This is a genomic window from Pseudoduganella sp. jia 12, from assembly GCF_055502675.1.
Genome location: NZ_JBUXKP010000012.1, coordinates 57,748 through 76,707, shown reverse-complemented (window position 1 = coordinate 76,707; position 18,960 = coordinate 57,748). Strand labels below are relative to the sequence as shown.

The following is an 18,960-nucleotide window of genomic DNA, read 5'->3' as shown; positions in this document are numbered from 1 at the left end:
GCTCTGCCCGGTTTTCTACATGGCGCGGAAGATTACTTCTGCGCCAGGATCCATTTGACGAGCGTTTTCGCATCCGCTTCGCTCACTTGGGGGTTGGCCGGCATCGGGATCGCGCCCCACGTGCCCACGCCACCCTTGATCACCTTGCCCACCAGCTTGGCTTCGGCATCCTTCTGGCCCGCATATTTGGCGGCCACGTCCTTGTAGGCCGGCCCCACCAGCTTGTTCGCAACAGCGTGGCAAGCCATGCAGTTCTTTGCCTTCGCCAGGTCGGCGTTCGCCATTGCAGCCTGCGACACGAACGCCGCGCCCACTACCATTGCACCCATCACGAAACGTTTCATCGATCTCTCCAACGATTTCTCTACATTAAACCCGCGGTGATTCTAACGCGTTTCGCATCGGCGAGTACGTATGGCGGGGTACGTATAGCGTCTATCGACACAACGGGGTGTCCGGGTAGTCCGTTGACCTCGAATTGTTGCAATACGTAAATTTTGTAAGTACCATGGACGGCTCACCGGAGCCAGTCATGCCGATCATCCTTGCCATCGTTGTACTTTGCACACTGCGTTTCTTTGAAATCTGGCGCTTTGCCGACCTGTCGTGGTGGTGGATCGTGGCGCTGATGGGTGTGGCGTTCATCTGGTTCGAGTTCGTCGAACCGATGCTGGGGCTGGACAAGCGCAAGGCGCACGACGTGGATGCGAAGCGGCGCAAGGACCGGGTTACCGATCGCTTCGGCGCATCAGGAAAAAAGTAACGTAGTGCGGTTGAGTTCGTGTTGTGCGAGCACTGCTCGCACAACACGAACCCAGCCATTGCGATTACCGCTTCAGCTGCGACAGGTCGCGCACGGCGCCGCGGTCGGCGGACGTGGTCAGCGCGGCGTAGGCACGCAGCGCCTGCGAGACGGCGCGCTCGCGGTTGACCGGCTGCCACGCGGCGGTGCCCAGGTCTTCCATTTTCGCGCGGCGGTGCGCCAGTTCCTCGGTCGTCACGCGCAGGTTGATCGTGCGGTTCGGGATGTCGATGTCGATCATGTCGCCCTCTTCCACCAGGCCGATCGCGCCGCCTTCGGCCGCTTCCGGCGAAGCGTGGCCGATCACCAGGCCGGAGGAGCCGCCGGAGAAACGGCCGTCCGTGAACAGCGCGCACGCTTTACCCAGGCCCTTCGACTTGATGTACGACGTGGGGTACAGCATTTCCTGCATGCCCGGGCCGCCTTTCGGGCCTTCGTAGCGGATGATGACGACGTCGCCCGCATGTACCGTGTCGCCCAGGATGCCTTCCACCGCCGAGTCCTGGCTTTCGAACACGCGCGCCTTGCCGGAGAATTTCAGGATGCTTTCATCCACGCCGGCCGTTTTCACGATGCAGCCCTTCTCGGCGATGTTCCCGTACAGGACCGCCAGGCCGCCATCCTGCGAGTACGCATGCTCGCGGTCGCGGATGCAGCCGGCCGTGCGATCGAGGTCGTTGGCCTCGAAGCGTTCCGATTGCGAGAACGCCGTCTGCGTCGGCACGCCGCCCGGCGCGGCGCGGAACAATTGATGTACCGCCTGGTCGTCGCTGCGCTTGATGTCGTATTTCTCGATCGCTTCGCCCAGCGTTTTGGAGTGCACGGTCGGCAGCGACGTGTCGAGCAGGCCGGCGCGCGCCAGCTCGCCCAGGATCGCGATGATGCCGCCGGCGCGGTGCACGTCCTCGATGTGGTACTTGTCCGTCATCGGCGCCACCTTGCACAGGCATGGCACGTTGCGCGAGATGCGGTCGATGTCGGCCATCGTGAACGACACTTCCGCTTCGTGCGCGGCGGCCAGCAGGTGCAGCACGGTGTTGGTCGAACCGCCCATCGACACGTCCAGCGCCATGGCGTTTTCCCAGGCGGCCTTGGAGGCGATATTGCGCGGCAGGACCGAGTAATCGTCCTGTTCGTAATGGCGCTTGGTGATTTCCACGATCGTGCGGCCGGCGCGCAGGAACAGTTCCTTGCGGTCCGAGTGCGTGGCCAGGATGGTGCCGTTACCCGGCAGCGACAGGCCCAGCGCCTCGGTCAGGCAGTTCATCGAGTTGGCGGTGAACATGCCCGAGCAGGAACCGCAGGTCGGACAGGCCGAGCGCTCGATTTCCGCCACATCCGCATCCGACACGGTGGCGTCGCCGGCCTTGATCATCGCATCCACCAGGTCCAGCTTGATGATCTTCCTGTCATTGTTGACGACCTTGACGACCTTGCCCGCTTCCATCGGCCCGCCGGACACGAAGATGGTCGGAATATTCAGGCGCATCGCGGCCATCAGCATGCCCGGGGTGATCTTGTCGCAGTTCGAGATACACACCATCGCATCGGCGCAGTGCGCATTGACCATGTATTCGACCGAGTCGGCGATCAGGTCGCGCGACGGCAGCGAGTACAGCATGCCGCCGTGGCCCATCGCGATGCCGTCGTCGACGGCGATCGTGTTGAATTCCTTGGCTACGCCGCCGGCCGCCTCGATCTCGCGGGCCACCATCTGGCCCAGGTCCTTCAGGTGCACGTGGCCCGGCACGAACTGCGTAAACGAGTTGACGACGGCGATGATCGGCTTGGAGAAATCGCCATCCTTCATGCCGGTGGCGCGCCACAGCGCGCGGGCACCCGCCATGTTGCGGCCCTGGGTAGTGGTATACGAACGGTAGGTTGGCATGACGATGTCTCCTCAGACTTGTTCAGTGATGCGTGGTAACGCGTAAAGGACATCAAGCTTGCGCCCGTTGCCATCAGTTGTCAAATATATGATTTAATGCCCTGTGATTCACTACGCATATCACAGAACAGATGAACATCGAACTCCGCCAGCTGCGCTACTTCGTCACCGTGGCCGAGGAACTCCACTTCGGCCGCGCCGCGAAACGCCTGCACATGACGCAGCCGCCGCTGTCGCAAACGATCCTCGCGCTGGAAGACACGCTGGGCGCCCTGCTGTTCGACCGCAACCGCCGCGGCGTGGCGCTGACCGCGGCCGGCGAAGCCTTGCTGCCGGAGGCGCGCCGGCTGATCGCGCAGGCCGGCGAGCTGCCGGGTCTCGTGCAACGGGCCGCATCGGGCGCCACCGGCAAGCTGGTGCTGGCATTCGTGTCGTCGGCCGACTACAGCGTGTTGCCGCCTTCGCTGCGCGCCTACCGCGCCGCCTTTCCGCAGGTGCAGATCACGCTGCAGGAGGCCACGTCCGACCTGCAGCTGGAAGAACTGCTGCATGGCCGCGTCGATGCGGGACTGCTGATTCCGCCGCTGCCGGAGAAAGCAAAGGCCGAACTGGATTACCTGCCGGTGCTGAACGAGCCGCTGATCCTGGCGTCGCCGGCCAACCTGCCGGAGCTGCGGGGCAAGCATGAGGCCAACCTGCGCACGTTGCCGCCGCTGCCGCTGATCATCTTCCCGCGCGCGATTTCCCCGAGCCTGTACGACGCGATCCTGGCCGTGTTCCGCGCCGCCGGCATCACGCCCGTGATCGGGCAGGAAGCGATCCAGATGCAGACGATCGTCAGCCTGGTATCGGCCGGCATGGGCATCGCACTTGTGCCACAATCGGTCTCCAACCTGCGCCGCCCGGGGGTAGAATACCGCCCGCTGGCGCAGGCCACCCCGCTCGTGGAAACGGGCCTGGCCTGGCGCCGCGACAATACTTCCCCCGTCCTCAAGGGCTTCCTGGACTTGATGAGAAAGAGACTCTGAATGCTGATTCACCCGATGCCCGATCCCGTCGCCCTGCAAATCGGCCCGGTAGCGATCCACTGGTATGGCCTGATGTACGTGCTGGCGTTCGCGCTGTTCATCGCACTGGGCCGCGTGCGGATCAGGCAGCCGCACATCGCCGCATTGGGCTGGAAGAACCAGGACCTCGACGACATGCTGTTCTACGGCATGCTGGGCGTGGTGATCGGTGGCCGGATGGGTGAAGTGATCTTCTACCAGCCGCACCTGTTCGCCACACCGCTGGAGATCTTCAAGGTCTGGCATGGCGGCATGAGCTTCCACGGCGGCTTCCTCGGTGTGCTGATCGCGATGTGGTTCTGGGCGCGCAAGGCCGGGCGCAACCTGCTGGACGTGTATGACTTCATCGCGCCGATGGTGCCGCTCGGGTATGCCGCTGGGCGCCTGGGCAACTTCATCAACGCCGAACTGCCTGGTCGCCCGGTGCTCGACCCGGACCTGCCCTGGGCGATGATCTGGCCGAACGTGGATGCGCTGCCGCGCCACCCGTCGCCGATCTACCAGATGCTGGTCGACGGCATCCTCGTGTTCATCATCCTGTGGCTGTTCGCGCGCCACGTGCGCCCGCGCCTCGCGGTCGGCGCCATGTTCACGCTGCTGTATGGCTGCGCGCGCTTCTTCACCGAATACTTCCGCACGCCGGACTGGGAAACCACGGTACTGGGGCTGCCGATCACGTCGGGCCAGGTGCTGTCGCTGCCGATGATCGTGGCAGCCATCGTCATGCTGGTGTGGTCGTACCGGCGCAAGACCTACGGCGCGGCACCGGCCGCCGCCTGAGGTTTGCAGGGGCCTTGCGCCCCGCCCGCCTTCAGCCGATCAGTTTCACGATGAAGCGCCACTCCTCCGGCTCGACCGGCATCACGGACAGCCTGCTCCCCTTGGCCAGCAGGCGCATGTTTTCCAGCTCCGGGTGGCTGCGCAATTGCTTCAGTTCCAGGTAGCGCCCCTTCTTCACTGCCTTCACGTCGATACCGGTCCAGCGGGGATTTTCCCGCGTCGCCTTGGGGTCGTGATAAGGGCTCGCCGGATCGAATTGCGTGGCATCCGGATACGGCATGCTGGCGATTTCCGCGATGCCCGCGATACCCGGTACCGCGCAGCTGGAGTGATAGAACAGCACGCCGTCGCCGACCCGCATGTCATCGCGGATGAAGTTGCGGGCCTGGTAGTTGCGCACGCCATACCATGACGTGGTCTGGCCCTTGGCCGCCAGCACGTCGTCGAAACTGACATCGTCGGGTTCGGACTTCATCAACCAGTATCGCTTCGCCATCGCGCTCCTCCGACGTAAAAATGATGGACATGAAAAATCATGGACATGAATGATGGACAGGAAAATCGGGGCGAAAAAAAAAGCGGTTGCACATCTTTCGATGCATGCAACCGCTCTCACTGAATAAGGCCCCGCCTGTGCCGTCATGCCGGCATCCTGAACCTTACGGTTCAAGGCGGTCACAGTCAGTTCAACTTCGGGTTCATCGGACTAGCGACGCTCACACCCGCCAAACAATGTTCCGCGACCTATGCGTGTAAATGGTTCAAGGAATATATGGCACTTCTCGAACACCGCAGGGTGACACGGAGTTTACTCCTCTATCTCGATAAGGGAAAGTCCTATCGTGCGTCAGAAGAGATTTTCTTGCGGGGTCAGCGCACTGTCGAGCACCCGGTGCATCGCGGCGATCTTGTGCTGCACTTCGAGCAGGGAGATCTCGGACAGCGGTCCGGCCGGCGCTTTCGCAGTCAGGAACTCGGCCGCCATCGACAGCGCGGCCATCACCGCGATGCGGTCGTTGCCCTTTACCCTGCCGGTATCGCGGATGGTGGTCATTTTCTTGTCCAGCAACGCCGCGGCTTCGCGCAGCGCACGCTCCTCGCCTTCCTTGCAGACGAGACGGTACGACGAACCCAGGATGGTCACGTCCACATTGCTCATGACGGAATATCCTCGTTTTCAGGGGTGGCCGTTTCCAGCGGGGGAATATGTTCCAGCAACGCCGACACGCGCGCATGCGCTTCGGCCAGGCGCTTCTGGTAGCCGAGGTTTTCAGCCACCATCGCGGCATTGGCCTGGCGCAATTGCGCGTTTTCACGGCGCAATGCCTGCGCCATTTCGGCCAACTGCTCGATCTTGTCGGAAAGTTCTTGGAAGTCTGCAATCATCCCGCCACTATAGGACGGCACGATGACGTGGTCAACCGAATCGGCTGACTTATATACTTAATATAATCTTAATGAGTGCGTCGAGAATGCGTGTCGACATGCCGCCCCCACGCGGCATGGGAGGACGGCACAGGGGAATTTCAGGAACCCGAACGATCAGGTGATCGCACCCACGGCCAGCAGCAACGCGGCTCCGGCCAGCACACCCAACGCCGCGCCGGCGGCAACGTTAAGCGCCACACGCACCCATTCGGGCGCATGCAAGTCTCTCGGTAATTTGGTCTGGAACATCGCAGCCTCCGCTCAACAATGTTGTTGCAGTGTTTGATGAATGCTTCCAAATGCGAACGGACAGTGTGCGCTTCCGCCGCGGCTTTGTCAAAACACAGGCGGGCGTCAGCCGCCCCGGCCGGGGCTTGTACGTTTTTCCAATATGAATCCTCTTGAAATCACTTGTGACCATCCCTATAATCGTTGGCACTCGTTAGTCGAGAGTGCTAACAACGAATCAACCTCACTGTACACATAAGGAGTTTTGTATGAACCTTCGCCCCTTGCACGATCGCGTCATCGTTAAACGCCTGGACCAGGAAACCAAGACCGCATCCGGTCTGATCATCCCTGATGCCGCCGCTGAAAAGCCGGACCAGGGTGAAGTGCTGGCAGTGGGCAACGGCAAGGTTGCCGACAACGGCACGCTGCGCGCATTGGAAGTGAAAGTCGGCGACCGCGTTCTGTTCGGCAAATACTCTGGCCAAGCTGTCAAGGTTGACGGCGAAGAGCTGCTGGTGATGCGCGAAGAAGACATCCTGGCCATCGTCAACAAGTAATCGGCCGACCCCTTACCTAGATTCTGGAGAATTCGAACATGGCAGCTAAAGAAGTGATTTTCGGCGACGCAGCGCGCGCCAAAATGGTTGAAGGCATCAACATCCTGGCCAACGCGGTCAAGGTCACCCTGGGCCCGAAAGGCCGCAACGTCGTACTGGAGCGCTCGTTCGGCTCCCCGACCGTGACCAAGGACGGTGTCTCGGTCGCGAAAGAAATCGAACTGAAAGACAAGCTGCAGAACATGGGCGCGCAGATGGTGAAGGAAGTCGCATCGAAGACTTCCGACAACGCCGGCGACGGCACCACCACCGCGACCGTGCTGGCACAAGCCATCGTGCGCGAAGGCATGAAGTTCGTTGCCGCCGGCATGAACCCGATGGACCTGAAGCGCGGCATCGACAAGGCCGTGGCCGCCACCGTCGAAGAACTGACGAAGATCGCCAAGCCATGCACCACGTCGAAGGAAATCGCCCAGGTTGGCGCGATCTCCGCGAACTCCGACTACTCGATCGGCGAGCGCATCGCTGAAGCGATGGAAAAAGTGGGCAAGGAAGGCGTCATCACCGTGGAAGACGGCAAGTCGCTGAACGACGAGCTGGACATCGTGGAAGGCATGCAGTTCGACCGCGGCTACCTGTCTCCTTACTTCATCAACAACCAGGAAAAGCAGGTCGCCGTCCTGGAAAACCCGTTCGTCCTGCTGTTCGACAAGAAAATCTCGAACATCCGCGACCTGCTGCCGGTACTGGAGCAAGTGGCAAAGGCCGGCCGTCCGCTGCTGATCATCGCCGAAGACATCGAAGGCGAAGCGCTGGCGACCCTGGTGGTCAACAATATCCGTGGCATCCTGAAGACCTGCGCCGTGAAGGCTCCTGGCTTCGGCGACCGTCGCAAGGCCATGCTGGAAGACATCGCCGTGCTGACCGGCGGCCAGGTGGTGGCTGAAGAAGTCGGCCTGACGCTGGAAAAAGTCACGCTGGCCGAACTGGGCCAGGCCAAGCGCATCGAAGTGGGCAAGGAAAACACGATCGTCATCGACGGCGCCGGCGAAGCCGTGGGCATCGAAGGCCGCGTCAAGCAGATCCGCGCACAGATCGAAGAAGCCACTTCGGACTACGACCGCGAAAAACTGCAAGAGCGCGTGGCCAAGCTGGCCGGCGGTGTTGCCGTGATCAAGGTTGGCGCTGCCACCGAAGTCGAAATGAAGGAAAAGAAAGCCCGCGTGGAAGATGCACTGCACGCTACCCGCGCTGCCGTGGAAGAAGGCATCGTTCCTGGCGGCGGCGTGGCCCTGCTGCGTGCCCGTGCTGCGCTGACCGTGAAGGGTGACAACCCTGACCAGGAAGCCGGCATCAAGATCGTGCTGCGCGCGATGGAAGAGCCGCTGCGCATGATCGTGCAGAACGCCGGCGAAGAATCGTCGGTGGTGGTGAACGCCGTCCTGGGCGGCACCGGCAACTACGGCTACAACGCCGCCAACGGCACCTACGGCGACATGGTCGAAATGGGCGTGCTGGATCCGGCCAAGGTGACCCGTTCGGCACTGCAGAACGCCGCATCGATCGCCGGCCTGATGCTGACGACCGACTGCATGGTGGCTGAAGTGGTGGAAGACAAGCCAGCCGGCGGCATGGGTGGCATGGGTGGCATGGGTGGCATGGGCGGCATGGACGGCATGATGTAATCATGCGGTAAATGCGGGCTTCGGCCAGCTGCACCTGAAAAGGCTGCTTCTTCGGAAGCGGCCTTTTTTATTTCCTGGCCAACAAACTGGGGACGTACCCCTGTTTCCAGGCAATACTGCTGACGTACCAGCATGGGCAAGCTCGCGGGATGTTTCCTCTAAACAGGGGTACGTCCCCAGTTTTGCGTCTCAGTTTTGGATCGCGGAAATAACAACGGCTGCCGAGGCAGCCGTCGATCACGTACAGGGCCGATCAGGGTCGCCGTCGCGCGAGGCCGGCTCCGACGGCGCTGCCGACGCCGACACCGAGGCCGATGCCCATCGCAAAATTACCCATTGCAACACCGATCGCGCAGCCGATCGCTGCACCCAGGCTGATACCGAAGCCAACATAGCGCCCGGTGCGGTCGTCCGGTTCCATATCCATTGTGTCTCCTGTTTCCGTGGTTGTTGTGCATTCAATATACACCCGGATTTCGCTCTCTCTGCCGTTTTTTTAAGCGGCACGTCCCGCGTGAACAACGTTTTCAGCATCCTCCGAAGCGGGCTTTTGCGCCGCATCAAAGGACGCATTTCCATCCTAAAAGATAGCTCCTGAACAACGCGCAAACGGCGCCGGATGCTGCACCGCACCGCTCGCGTGCGCCTGTCGATTGTTGGCCAATTTATCATTTCAGCTTGACTAATCGAGCGAGATGACCATGGCAGACACGGTAGGCGACTTCCTCCTGCAACGGCTGGGCGAATGGGGCGTGCGTCGCGTCTATGGCTACCCCGGCGACGGCATCAACGGCATCATGGGCGCCTTCGGCCGGCAGGAACAGATCGAATTCATCCAGGTGCGCCATGAGGAGATGGCCGCCTTCATGGCCACGGCGCATGCCAAGTTCACGGGCGAGGTGGGTGTCTGCCTGGCCACGTCGGGGCCCGGCGCCGTGCACCTGCTCAACGGCCTGTACGACGCCAAGCTCGATCACCAGGGTGTGGTGGCGATCGTCGGCCAGCAGAAGCGCATGTCGATGGGCAGCGACTACCAGCAGGAAGTCGACCTGCAGACGCTGTTCAAGGACGTGGCCCATGAATACGTGCACATGGCCACCGACCCGGCCCAGGTGCGCCACCTGATCGACCGCGCCTTCCGCATCGCCAAGGAGGAACGGGCCGTCACCTGCATCATCTTCCCGAACGACGTGCAGGAACTGGAAGCCGTGCCGAAGCCGCCGCGCGAGCATGGCACCGTGGTTTCCGGCATCGGCGCGCTCACCCGCAGCCACGTGCCGTCGCAGGACGCGTTGCAGCAGGCCGCGCGCATCCTCAACGAAGGGAAAAAGGTGGCGATCCTGGCCGGCGCCGGGGCGCTGCATGCGACCGACGAACTGATCGAAGTGGCCGAGATCCTCGGCGCCGGCATCGCCAAGGCGCTGCTGGGCAAGGCGGCGGTGCCGGACGACCTGCCGTTCGTCACCGGCACCATCGGCCTGCTCGGCACGAAACCCAGCCATGACATGATGAACGACTGCGACACGTTGCTGATGGTGGGCTCGAACTTCCCGTACAGCGAGCACCTGCCGAAGGAAGGCCAGGCGCGCGGCGTGCAGATCGACATCGATGCGCGCCGCGTCAGCGTGCGCTACCCGATGGAATTCAACCTGATCGGCGACTCGCGCGAGACCCTGCGCGCCCTGATCCCCCTGCTGCAGCGCAAGACCGACCGGCAATGGCAGGACGACATCCGCACCAACGTCGAGCGCTGGTGGCGTGTGCTCGAAGGCCGCGCCATGAACGACGCGAACCCGATCAATCCGCAGCGCGTGTTCTGGGAACTGTCGCCACGGCTGCCGGACGATTGCATCATCGTCGGCGATTCCGGCTCGGCCACGAACTGGTATGCGCGCGACGTGAAGATCCGGCGCGGCATGATGACGAGCGTATCCGGCGGCCTGTCCACGATGGGGTGCGCGGTGCCCTATGCGATCGCCGCCAAGTTCGCGCATCCCGACCGTCACGTGATCGCGCTGGTGGGCGACGGCGCGATGCAGATGAACGGCATCAATGGCCTGATCACCATCGCCAAGTACTGGCCGCGCTGGGGCAACGGCAAGCTCGTCGTCATGGTGCTCAACAACCAGGACCTGAACCTCGTCACGTGGGAAGAGCGCGTGATGGGCGCCAACCCCAAGTTCGAAGCCTCGCAGGTCATGCCGGACTTCCCCTATGCGCAGTATGCGGAACTGATAGGCCTGAAGGGCATCCGCATCGACAGCGCCGATGCGGTCGCCGCAGGCTGGGAAGCGGCGCTGGCGTCGGACCGCCCGTGCGTGCTGGAGATGGTGACGGATCCGAACGTGCCGCCGCTGCCGCCGGACGTGCCGGCCAAGCAGGCTGCCGCCTACTTCAAGGCGCTGCTCAAGGGCGACCCGGATGCGCTGGCCACCGTGCGCGCCAGCATCAAGGAAACCTGGGAATCGTGGTTCCCGCCGAAGAAGGATGCCTGACCGGAGAAGCGACCGCCACGCACCGGGGCTTTCGATTACCATGTTCGCAACATGGACACGAAAGCACGCCGCATGAGCAAATCCTCCCACCTCCCCGCCGTGGCCGGCACGCTGGCCGGCCTGCTGGCCGCCGCGTTAGGAGCGTGGTACCTGTATCCGCAGCACGTGGGGCCGGGTGCCGCGCCGGCGCGGTCCGCACCTGCCGCGGTTTCCGGCACCGCGACGACCACCGCCTCGGCCATCCCCCCCGCACCGGCCGCACAACGGCAGGCGCTGAACCGCGACCAGGCCGTGGCACGCCTGATGGCGCTGCCCGAACTGCAGGCGTGGGCGCGGCAGATCGAATCCGCCTCGAAGGGCGCGGTGCGTGGCGCCGTGATCCCGTTCGACCCGGCGCTGCGCCTGGTCGATGGCAGGCAGTATCACCAGCTCAGCTTTGTCGAAAACCGGCCGGATGCCGTCGTTACGTGGGAAAGCTTTCTTGTCGGCGCGGCCGATGGCGAGATCCTCGTCGACGATGATGAAACGCTGCTGCCGCTTGCCCGCTGGCGCAGCGAGAAGCGCCCGATGGACCGTGCAAGCCCCGAAAGCGCCCCTCACCAATCCCAGTAACGCACAACAACGGAGAACGCAGGCGATGTACAAACTGTTCTATTCCCCCGGCGCGGCCAGCCTGGCCGTGCATGCCGCGATCCATGAAAGCGGCGCGCCGCACGAGCTCGTCAACGTCGATCTCGGCGTACCGCGCACCGAAGACTACCTTCGCCTGAATCCGCAAGGCACCGTTCCCACGCTGGTCATCGATGGCATGGCGCACCGCGAGTCGGCCGCCCTGCTGATCCTGCTGACCGAACGCCACTCCGAGGCCAGCCTGGCCCCGGCACCGGGAACCCCGGGCCGGGCCGAGTGGCTGCAATGGACCGTGGCACTGGCCACATCGCTGGGCGGCCCATTCCGGCTATGGTTCTATCCGCGGGACCTGGGCCTGGAAGCGCACGACGAAAACAGCCGTGCGCCGGTCCGCCGCACGCTCGAGGCGGGCTTCGAGCGCATCGCTTCGCACCTGCGGGCTCACGGCCCTTACCTGCTGGGCGAGCGCTTTTCCACCGCCGACTACCAGCTGTGCATGTACATGCGCTGGTCGCGGGCGATGCCGAAGCCGGCCACCGAATGGCCGGAGCTCGACCGCCTGGCACGGCTGGTCAGCGCGCGGCCGGCCTGGCGCAACGCGGTGGCGATGGAAGGGCTGCGCGGCTGGCATCTCGATACCCAGTAACAGTACAATGCTGGCATGTTCAAGAAACTCCTCGCCGCGCTCTCGTCGCGCCGGCACGCCTCCCGGCCGGCCGCCGCCGCCCTGCCCTACCAGCAGGAAGAACTGAACCTGATGTACCAGCTGCTGTTCTGCGACGATCCGCAGCTGGTGAAGCAGGGGCCCGAGCCCGCGTCGCTGTTCGGCGCGGCGCCCGATCCGCGCGTGGTGCAAACCATCGGCGAAGATCCCGCCGAGGAAAGCCGCGTGCGGCTGCTGGCGTGGCAATGGCTGCGCGTCGCCGGCCAGCCGGTGGCGTCGCGCGAACTGCTGGGCGTGGTCGTGGAAGTGCCGCTCGAGGGCGGGCTGGATGTCCTGGCCGCCTATGCCGACGGCAGCGTGCGCTACATCAACCATACCGGCCGCGTCGCGGTCTTCGAGGGATTGCCCGAGGACATTGCCGAGCAGGGCAAGCTGCTCGTGCATGCGGCGATTCCGCTGGCGGCAAAAGGGCTGGTGAAGAACCGCGCCGTGCCGCCCGTGCTGGGCAATATGCGCCTGTCGCTGCTGGCCGCGGACGGCCTGCACGTGCGCGACGGCACGTTCGGCGACATCGATCGCGACAAGATCGCATCGCCCGTGCTGAAGCAGGCGCAACGCCTGCTCGATGCCGTCGTCAGGCAGGGTTTCTGACCGTGGCGGACGCCGGCACCGCCGGCACCGCCTGTACCTTCGCCACCCACCACCATGTAAACAGCGACAGCCCGGCGGCCAGCCAGCCGTTCAGGCCATAGCCGCTGATGTGGCCGGCCGCATCCGTGTGCAGCCACAGCCCGCCCAGCAATGCCCCGAGACCGGTGCCGACCTGCTGCACGGCCGCGTTCGCGCTGAGGAACGCGCCACGCCGGCGCGGATCGGGCACCGTCGTCATCAGGGCCTGCAGCGGCACGTTGCGCCCATTCATCGCCACCATGAAGAACGGGAACAGGGCGACCAGCGCCAGCAGCGGCCAGTGCGGCAATCCCAGCGGCAGGTGCGTCACCACCAGGATCGGCACGATCGAGAACAGCACGAACACGCGAAACACCTTGTGCCGGCCGGCGCGGTCGGACCATGAACCGACGAAGCGCGAGCTGAAGAAGGCCGCGATGCCGCCCGCCATGTAGATCCACGTGATGTCGGCGGGCCGCACGCCCAGGTTGCCCACCAGGACCGGCGAAATGAACGGGATCACCAGCATGCCGTTCAACATCGTCACGAACGTCAGCAGGAAGGCGCGCAGGTGTGCCGGCACGCGGAACAGCGCCACCAGGTCCGGCAGCGCCCGGGACAGCGGGGTCTTGCGGTCCGCGTGCGCCGGCAGCGCCGGCAGCACGAACGCGGCAAGGCACCAGATCGCCATCGAGAACACCACCAGCAGGTAAAACGGTGACTGCCAGCCGAAGCGGGCAGCCAGGCCCACGCCCAGCGGCACGCCGAGGATCGCCGCCATCGAGAACGACGTCATCACGATGCCGGTCGCATAGCCGCGCCGCTGCGGCGCGATCAGGTCGCCGATGATCGCCATGCCGATCGCGCCCAGCACGCCGCCGGTCAGCCCGGCAAACGCGCGCGACAGCACCAGCACATGGAAATTCGGCGCCAGCGCGCACGCCAGGTTCGACAGGTTAAAGAGCAGGAATACCGCAAGCAGCATGCGCTTGCGGTCGTAGCGGTCGATATACGTGGCGGCCAGCAGGCCGGACAGGCCGGCGCACCAGGCATACGTGGACACGGCGCCGGAAAACTGCGCCGGGCTGATGGCGAACGCGGACATCAGCTGCGGCGCCAGCGGCATCATCACCATGAAATCCATGATCACGGTGAACTGGGTGAGCGCCAGCAGCCACAACACGAGCCGTTCGCGTGCGGGAGTAAGGGAAGTGGTCATGTGTTTTTTCTTGTTGGGCGGCGGGAGCGGCACTCCCGCCGGTTCGCTACCTCGTGTTATGCCAGTTGCCGGATTTCTTCCGCGGCGCGGCGCAGGATCGCCGCGATCCGCTCGCCGCGATCCTGCGGGGCGGCCGGGTCGCGGCCCTTCTCGATGACGACATGCTTCAGCTCGTGCATCACCGAGCGCAGGTTGTCGCGGCCACCACTGCCCGGCTCGGACATGCGCGCCATCAGCGCATCGACCATCTGCCGGTTCTCGTCCAGGAACGCCTGCCCTTCCGGCGTGATCGAGTGCAGCTTCTTGTTGCCTTCGCTGCTGATCGATACGTGGCCCAGTTCGTACAGCATCGCCATCAATGGGTAGATCGCCCCCGGGCTGGGCGCATACCCGCCACCCACGCGCCCTTCCAGCTCCTTGATGATTTCATAGCCGTGGCGCGGCTTCTCCGCGATCAATTGCAGCACGACATAGCGCATGGCGCCCGCATCGAACATGCGCGGCCCCCTGCCGCCATGGCCGCCGCCCGGACCGCCCTGGCCGCCATAAGGGCCGCGGTGATGGTGATGTTCGTGCGAACGCGGGCCATGGTGTCGGAATTTGTGGAACATGTGAGACTCCTTAAGATATATCGCAATAAGATATATCTTAAACTTTCTACGCCAGAGTGCAAGCACATTTTTCCATGGCCGAGCCCGTGTCCACCATGGGGTCAACCCCAAAAGTGGACACGGACTCTGCCATTAAATGCCATAAGTGGCCTAAAGATGAGTTCGTGTCCGAAAATGGGGTTGACCCCAGGGTGGACACGAACCGGGCAGTGGTGCAGTTCTTATGCTGCGCTCGCAATTTTTCATTTCCGGTATCGTTGGCTCACCGCCGCGGCAGGCATCGTGCCATGCCGCGTGCAATGGAACCAACCAACAGGAGGATGTATGCGCAAGATGATCATGATGGCGATTGCCGGCTTCATCTGGAAAAAAGTCCAGGCACGGATGCTGAACCGGGCACCGGCGCAGACTGTGCGCCGCCGCTACTGAAGCAGCGGATAAAAAAAACGCCGGGGAAACCCGGCGTTTTTTATTGGGGAGTGGATCAGCTGTCCAGGTGGGAAATCTGCAGGCGCTGGCCATTGGCCGCACCCTTCCCTTCCAGCACGAGCGACTTGTTCTGCTCGTCCAGCGAGATGCCCACGGTGAGGATGTCGATCAGCAGCAGTTGCAGGATGCGCGAGATCATCGACAGGAACGTCGTGCTGTCCTCGCTGTGGTCCACGGCCAGGCACACGCTGGCCTTCTTGGCCAGCGGCGACTGGCTGGCGGTGATGGCGATGACATCCGCGCCCGCCGCGCGCGCCGTGTCCACGGCCTCCAGCAGTTCCGGCAGGCGGCCCGAATTCGAGATGGCGATGACCACATCGCCCGGCTGCAGCAATTCCGCCGCCAGCGACAGCAGGTGCGAGTCGCCATACGACGCTGTGGGAATGCGGAAGCGGAAGAACTTGTGCTGCCCGTCCAGCCCCACCACGCGCGAATTGCCCATCGCGTAGAACTCCACCTTCTTGGCCTTGGCCACGAGGGCGATGGCGCGGTCGATCGCGCGCACGTCGAGCTGGTCGCGGAACTTGAGGATTGCCGACACGGTGTTGTCGACCACCTTGGCCGACAGGTCGTGCGTGCTGTCGCTGTTGCGCACCTGGCTGTGGCGCACGGGGATCGCGCCCGTCAGGCTGCTGGCGAATTTCAGCTTGAAGTCGGCAAGTCCCGTGAAGCCCAGCGAGCGGCAGAAGCGGATCACGGTCGGCTGCGACACTTCGGCCAGCCGCGCGATATCGGCGATCGGCTCGTTCAGCACGAGGCGGGGCTGCTCCAGCACCAGTTGCGCCACGCGCTGCTCGGCCGGCGTCAGCTCGCGCAGCAGGGTCTGCACGCGTTCCATCAGCGTGTTGGCGCCGCTGCGGCCGCGCAGGTGTTCCGAGAGGATCGTGGCCACCCCATAGAACGCCGGGTTCGGCGTGGTGATCACGTAGGTGGGAATCTCGGCCAGGTAGGACGAGAAGCGGCCCTTGGCCTCGAAACGGGTACGGAACGGCGACGCGAGGAACCAGTCGCCCATGCGCGGCACGATGCCGCCACCGATGAAGATGCCGCCGAACGAACCGAGCGTGACGGCCAGGTTCGCGGCCGCGCCGCCCAGCATCGCGCAGAAGCATTCGAGAACCTCGATGCACAAGGCATCCTTGTCCTTCAGGGCGCCGGAAATGATCTGTTGCGACGTGAGGTCGCGCACCTGCAGGCCGTTGCGCCGGGCCAGCGCGCGGTAGATGATCTCCATGCCTGGGCCGGAAATCAGGCGCTCGTTCGACACGTGCGACCACGTTTGCCACGCGTATTGCAGGATCGCGTATTCGCGCTCGTCCGCCGGCGCGAAGTTGTTGTGGCCGCCTTCGGAACCGAGCGTGACGAAACCGTCCACGGTGGGAATCACGCCCGAGCAGCCCAGGCCCGTGCCGGGGCCGAGCACGCCGATGACGGAGTTCGCCGCCGGCACGCCGCCGCCCACCTGCATCAGGTCGGTCGGTTTCAGGCCGGGAATCGCCATTGCCAGTGCGGTGAAGTCGTTCACCACCAGCAGCGTGTGCAAGCCCAGTTCGCGGCGCACTTCATCCGTCGAGAACTGCCAGTCGCGGTTCGTCATGCGGATATAGTCGCCATGCACCGGGTTCGCCAGCGCCAGCGCACCGTGATTCAGGTTGATGCCGGGATGGTCGGCGAGATAGCTGCGCAGCAGCGGAACGATGCCGGTGTAGTCGTCGCATTGCAGCACGCGCACGGCTTGGTACTCGCCGGGCCCCGTCTGCAGCGCGAAGCGCGCATGCGTGGCGCCGATGTCGGCCAGCAGCCGCGGGCCGTCGGCAAATGCGGCACGTCCCAGTTTCTGTTCCACTTCCACTTGTCTCATCTCGCTCTCTTTTACTTGTTGCTTCGCTCATGCGGGCGAGGTCGCAGCATACCCGAAACGGGCGCGCTGAAAAAGCGCACCCGCCTTTGCGGCGGTTCGTCAGCCTTCGTACCCGTACCACCCGCCGCAGGCCGGCAGGTTGACGATGCCATCGACGACACTGCCCGGCAGGCCGGCTTCGCCGATCTCCTGCGCGCCCCTGGCCTGCGGCAGCGTGAACGTCACGTCTTCGCCGCCCAGGTTGAACACGCACAGCACGGAACGCTCGCCGGCCAGCGTGCGCCGGAATGCCAGCACGGGTTCGGGCGCATCGAGGAATTCGATGTCGCCGCGCGTCAGTTGCGGCATCGTGCGGCGCCAGGCGATCAGCCGGCGCGCGAAGTTCAGCGGCGATTGCGCGTTCGCTTCCTGCACGGAAGCCGCGGCGGCGATGTGCTCCGGCGCCACCGGCAGCCAGGGCTTGCCGGTCGTGAAGCCGCCGTTTTCTCCATCGGTCCATGCGATCGGCGTGCGGCAGCCGTCGCGGCCCTTGAACTCGGGCCAGAACGTGATGCCGTACGGGTCCTGGATCAGCTCATATGGCACGTCGGCCTCGGTGAACGCCAGCTCGTCGCCCTGGTACAGGCACGGCGTGCCCTTCAGCGACAGCTGCATCGCCAGCGCCAGCTTGCCGAAAGCGGCGGGATCCTTGCCGGCACCCCAGCGCGTGGCCACGCGCGGCACGTCGTGGTTGCCCACCGACCAGGAGGCCCAGCCATCCTTCACTCGGCGCTTGAAATCCTCCACCTGCGTGCGGATGTGGCGCGCCGAATGGTCTTCGGTCAGCAGGTTGAAACTGTAGGCCATGTGCAGCTTGTCGCCACCGGCCGTGTATTCGGCCATGAAGGCCAGCGCATCGTCCGCGCCCACTTCGCCGATCGACACCGCGCCGAACTCGTCGAGCACCTGGCGCACGCGCCGCAGGAACGGCACGTTCTCGGGGCGGCACTTGTCGTACACGTGCGCCTGCATGCCATACGGGTTCACGTCCGTCACGGTGGCCGTGTCGCGCACGGTGGCCGGCGCATTGCTGCGCAGCTCCTTGTCATGGAAGTGGAACGTGACCGCGTCGAGCCGCACGCCATCCACGCCGCGCTGCAGCCAGAAGCGCAGGCTGTCCAGCATGGCCTGCTGCACTTCCGGGTTGTGGAAGTTCAGGTCCGGCTGGCTGGTGAGGAAGTTGTGCATGTAGTACTGCTTGCGGCGCGAATCCCATTGCCACGCCGAGCCGCCGAAGATCGACAGCCAGTTGTTCGGCGGATTCCCGTCCGGCAGCGGGTCGGCCCACACGAACCAGTCGGCCTTCGGATTGTCGCGGCTCGACCGGCTTTCCACGAACCACGGGTGCTGCTCCGAGCAATGGCTCATCACCTGGTCGATCATGATCTTCACGCCCACGGAATGGGCTTTCGCGATCAGCCGGTCGAAATCGGCCAGCGTACCGAACAGCGGATCCACGTCGCAGTAATCGGCGATGTCGTAGCCGAAGTCCTTCATCGGCGACTTGAAGAAGGGCGAAATCCACACGATGTCCACGCCCAGCTTCGCGATGTAGTCGAGGCGGTCGGTAATGCCGTTCAGGTCGCCCACGCCATCGCCATTCGTGTCGAGATAGCTGCGCGGGTACACCTGATAAATGATGGCTTCCTGCCACCAGGTCGAAGACAGGGACGTGGTCGTGGGCTGACTCATGGGAGGTTCCGAAAAGGTTGAAGAGATTTGTCGAGAATATACATGAAGCGTATGAATAGTTCAACGGACCTCCTTTACGACGTAGTTGCACTCCCTCCTTAATAATCAATGACTTAAGTAAAAATTGCCGAAAAATATGCTTGCACTACCGTA

20 protein-coding genes and 1 other RNA gene are annotated in these 18,960 nt (G+C 63.9%); 9 read left to right on the top strand and 12 right to left on the bottom strand.

Annotated elements, in window-relative coordinates; all coding sequences use genetic code 11:
* Positions 1-32 precede the first annotated feature (32 nt).
* On the bottom strand, positions 33-344 hold the full coding sequence (locus ACY65G_RS24165) for a c-type cytochrome (protein WP_464999839.1): 312 nt from the start codon (positions 342-344) through the stop codon (positions 33-35).
* A 188-nt stretch (positions 345-532) separates the two neighbouring features.
* On the opposite strand from ACY65G_RS24165, the gene ACY65G_RS24160 reads away from it, so the two are divergent.
* Positions 533-763 (top strand): TIGR04438 family Trp-rich protein, encoded by a 231-nt coding sequence (locus tag ACY65G_RS24160; protein WP_464999838.1) that lies wholly within the window; start codon positions 533-535, stop codon positions 761-763.
* A 64-nt stretch (positions 764-827) separates the two neighbouring features.
* Here the strand turns inward: ACY65G_RS24160 and ilvD are convergent, their stop codons facing one another.
* Positions 828-2,690, bottom strand: coding sequence for a dihydroxy-acid dehydratase (gene ilvD / locus ACY65G_RS24155; protein ID WP_464999837.1), 1,863 nt, complete (start codon positions 2,688-2,690; stop codon positions 828-830).
* A gap of 131 nt (positions 2,691-2,821) precedes the next feature.
* Here ilvD and ACY65G_RS24150 point away from each other — a divergent pair, with 131 nt between their 5' ends.
* A complete protein-coding gene (locus tag ACY65G_RS24150) occupies positions 2,822-3,718 on the top strand; it encodes a LysR family transcriptional regulator (RefSeq protein WP_464999836.1) in 897 nt (298 codons plus the stop codon).
* On the top strand, positions 3,719-4,537 hold the full coding sequence (lgt, locus tag ACY65G_RS24145; protein WP_464999835.1) for a prolipoprotein diacylglyceryl transferase: 819 nt from the start codon (positions 3,719-3,721) through the stop codon (positions 4,535-4,537).
* A gap of 31 nt (positions 4,538-4,568) precedes the next feature.
* Here lgt and ACY65G_RS24140 read toward each other — a convergent pair whose 3' ends face one another.
* The 5 genes from ACY65G_RS24140 to ACY65G_RS24120 form a co-directional block, all read right to left on the bottom strand.
* Positions 4,569-5,033 carry an EVE domain-containing protein gene (locus ACY65G_RS24140; RefSeq protein ID WP_464999834.1) on the bottom strand — a complete coding sequence of 155 codons (465 nt, stop codon included), beginning with the start codon at positions 5,031-5,033 and terminating at the stop codon, positions 4,569-4,571.
* Between the two features lie 124 nt (positions 5,034-5,157).
* A non-coding RNA gene (gene ssrS / locus ACY65G_RS24135) (6S RNA) lies at positions 5,158-5,338 on the bottom strand.
* 46 nt (positions 5,339-5,384) lie between these two features.
* Positions 5,385-5,696, bottom strand: a complete 312-nt coding sequence (locus ACY65G_RS24130) for a cell division protein ZapA (RefSeq protein ID WP_464999833.1) — start codon at positions 5,694-5,696, stop codon at positions 5,385-5,387.
* Positions 5,693-5,944 carry a hypothetical protein gene (locus ACY65G_RS24125; RefSeq protein ID WP_464999832.1) on the bottom strand — a complete coding sequence of 84 codons (252 nt, stop codon included), beginning with the start codon at positions 5,942-5,944 and terminating at the stop codon, positions 5,693-5,695. Before ACY65G_RS24125 ends, ACY65G_RS24130 begins: the two co-directional genes overlap by 4 nt.
* A 135-nt stretch (positions 5,945-6,079) precedes the next feature.
* Positions 6,080-6,214 (bottom strand): hypothetical protein, encoded by a 135-nt coding sequence (locus tag ACY65G_RS24120; protein ID WP_464999831.1) that lies wholly within the window; start codon positions 6,212-6,214, stop codon positions 6,080-6,082.
* A 248-nt stretch (positions 6,215-6,462) separates the two neighbouring features.
* Between ACY65G_RS24120 and groES the strand changes: the two genes are divergently transcribed.
* Together groES and groL are read left to right on the top strand one after the other, a co-directional pair.
* On the top strand, positions 6,463-6,753 hold the full coding sequence (groES, locus tag ACY65G_RS24115; protein ID WP_130187819.1) for a co-chaperone GroES: 291 nt from the start codon (positions 6,463-6,465) through the stop codon (positions 6,751-6,753).
* A gap of 38 nt (positions 6,754-6,791) precedes the next feature.
* Positions 6,792-8,438: a chaperonin GroEL gene (gene groL, locus ACY65G_RS24110; protein WP_464999830.1), complete on the top strand. Its 1,647-nt coding sequence runs from the start codon at positions 6,792-6,794 to the stop codon at positions 8,436-8,438.
* Between the two features lie 253 nt (positions 8,439-8,691).
* Here the strand turns inward: groL and ACY65G_RS24105 are convergent, their stop codons facing one another.
* A complete protein-coding gene (locus tag ACY65G_RS24105) occupies positions 8,692-8,865 on the bottom strand; it encodes a glycine zipper domain-containing protein (RefSeq protein ID WP_175424636.1) in 174 nt (57 codons plus the stop codon).
* A 274-nt stretch (positions 8,866-9,139) separates the two neighbouring features.
* Between ACY65G_RS24105 and ACY65G_RS24100 the strand changes: the two genes are divergently transcribed.
* From ACY65G_RS24100 to ACY65G_RS24085, 4 genes are all read left to right on the top strand, one after another.
* Positions 9,140-10,933 carry a thiamine pyrophosphate-requiring protein gene (locus ACY65G_RS24100; protein ID WP_464999829.1) on the top strand — a complete coding sequence of 598 codons (1,794 nt, stop codon included), beginning with the start codon at positions 9,140-9,142 and terminating at the stop codon, positions 10,931-10,933.
* Between the two features lie 72 nt (positions 10,934-11,005).
* Positions 11,006-11,545, top strand: coding sequence for a hypothetical protein (locus ACY65G_RS24095; RefSeq protein ID WP_464999828.1), 540 nt, complete (start codon positions 11,006-11,008; stop codon positions 11,543-11,545).
* 25 nt (positions 11,546-11,570) lie between these two features.
* A complete protein-coding gene (locus tag ACY65G_RS24090; protein WP_464999827.1) occupies positions 11,571-12,209 on the top strand; it encodes a glutathione S-transferase family protein in 639 nt (212 codons plus the stop codon).
* Between the two features lie 15 nt (positions 12,210-12,224).
* Positions 12,225-12,878 (top strand): hypothetical protein, encoded by a 654-nt coding sequence (locus ACY65G_RS24085; protein ID WP_464999826.1) that lies wholly within the window; start codon positions 12,225-12,227, stop codon positions 12,876-12,878.
* Here the strand turns inward: ACY65G_RS24085 and ACY65G_RS24080 are convergent.
* The 4 genes from ACY65G_RS24080 to ACY65G_RS24065 form a co-directional block, all read right to left on the bottom strand.
* Complete coding sequence (locus ACY65G_RS24080) at positions 12,862-14,115, bottom strand: MFS transporter (RefSeq protein ID WP_464999825.1); 1,254 nt, start codon at positions 14,113-14,115, stop codon at positions 12,862-12,864. The genes ACY65G_RS24085 and ACY65G_RS24080 overlap by 17 nt on opposite strands.
* Before the next feature lie 56 nt (positions 14,116-14,171).
* Positions 14,172-14,726, bottom strand: coding sequence for a PadR family transcriptional regulator (locus tag ACY65G_RS24075; RefSeq protein ID WP_464999824.1), 555 nt, complete (start codon positions 14,724-14,726; stop codon positions 14,172-14,174).
* A gap of 484 nt (positions 14,727-15,210) precedes the next feature.
* Positions 15,211-17,076, bottom strand: coding sequence for a glucokinase (locus tag ACY65G_RS24070; RefSeq protein ID WP_464999823.1), 1,866 nt, complete (start codon positions 17,074-17,076; stop codon positions 15,211-15,213).
* Between the two features lie 99 nt (positions 17,077-17,175).
* Positions 17,176-18,807 carry an alpha-glucosidase family protein gene (locus ACY65G_RS24065; RefSeq protein WP_464999822.1) on the bottom strand — a complete coding sequence of 544 codons (1,632 nt, stop codon included), beginning with the start codon at positions 18,805-18,807 and terminating at the stop codon, positions 17,176-17,178.
* Positions 18,808-18,960 lie beyond the last annotated feature (153 nt).